The following is a 1301-nucleotide window of genomic DNA, read 5'->3' on the forward strand; positions in this document are numbered from 1 at the left end:
CAAATGTGGGAGATTCTATGGTTGAGGGGCAACCCTCAACCAACCTTTGGTTGGTATTCGCTTTGTCCTTTTAGCAAGGCAAATACCACTCGAGCAAGCTTGCGGGCCAGCATTACCAGCACCTGAGTGGTGCTGTAACCCCGCGCCCGTTGCGCTTGATAAAACTCCTTCCATGCAGCCGTTCGGCTAGCTGCCATCGCTGCGTTGTGCAAAAGACGCCGAGCTTCTGAGTCGCCACGTTTGCTCAAGCTACGACGATTATCTTTCTGTCCTGACTTAGAAACGCGTAAATCCATGCCCAAGAAGGCGATGAAAGCGTCTGCGTTTCTAAAATCACCTCGTTGAAAGCTAGTAACCAAGCGGGCTCCAGTCAAAAAACCGATACCTTCAACTTTCAAGCAACGCTTTAGCTGATCCGACAGTCCAGCTTCTTTCAGGCGATCACCGATCATCTTTTCAATCAGGCCTTCTAGCTTTTGCATCGACTTCACCTGCTCGGTAAAAGAGGCCTTCAGTAACGGCTCATTCGCCCAGCTTTGAGTCAGGCTGACGCGTGCCTGGACCAGCGCCGCCCGGCGGCGGAAAAGACTCAAAAGCTGGCGATACAGAGGAGATGGCGGCGTCCAGGGACGAAGTTCATCGGCTTCGTTTTTTAAATAGCGAGCGAGCAATTTGGCATCCTGGGCGTCGGTTTTAGCCCGGATATTCACACCTTTACGATAATGGCTGAGCTCATATCCACCCACCATGTAGATCACGCAGCCAGCTTCATAGGCGAGATCAGCGAACTCCAAGTGATAGATGTTGGTAGCTTCAATCGCAACTGCCACGGTGCCCGGTAGGGCCTTCAGCCATTTTTTAATGGCGGTTTTGTTGTTCGGGATTACTTCCAGCAGATCGAGTTCGGCGTGGTAAATCACCAGCTCATTTTTAGCAACATCGACGCCAACGATCGGCTTTGAGACAGGAACTGGCATTGCCATGGGACTTCCTCCGGGCTATGGTTTTGAGCACTTGAAGGGCTCACCCAGAGGCGCAGGCTTGTTCCTATCGTCGGTCATAGCCAGATGCATTCTTTATCGGCGCTTGGGTGAAAGGAGGAGGGGCGAAATCTCCCACGGTCTGTACTGCGCCAACAGTCAGAATCGGGCTTTGTCCCTCCTCCTCCCTTCAAGTCCTAGCATACAAGCGGGCTTGCTCGCGAATGCGGTGTATCAGTTGATACATCCAGTGACTGACCCACCGCATTCGCGAGCAAGCCCGCTCCCACAGTTGATCTCCATTGTTTTGGCGGGCGTGTC

General features: G+C 52.8%; 1 protein-coding gene. It reads right to left on the reverse strand.

What is annotated here, in order from left to right; genetic code table 11:
• Positions 1-35: 35 nt before the first annotated feature.
• Positions 36-977, reverse strand: a complete 942-nt coding sequence (locus HX807_RS31415; protein WP_371316509.1) for an IS110 family transposase — start codon at positions 975-977, stop codon at positions 36-38.
• Positions 978-1301: the final 324 nt, after the last annotated feature.

This window comes from Pseudomonas sp. D8002, from assembly GCF_013385695.1.
In the GTDB taxonomy this organism is placed as follows: Bacteria; Pseudomonadota; Gammaproteobacteria; order Pseudomonadales; family Pseudomonadaceae; genus Aquipseudomonas.

What these genes read in the sequence shown, in the direction of transcription:
- HX807_RS31415 (WP_371316509.1), bottom strand. Translation starts at nt 977, where the DNA reads ATGCCAGTTCCTGTCTCAAAGCCGATCGTTGGCGTCGATGTTGCTAAA.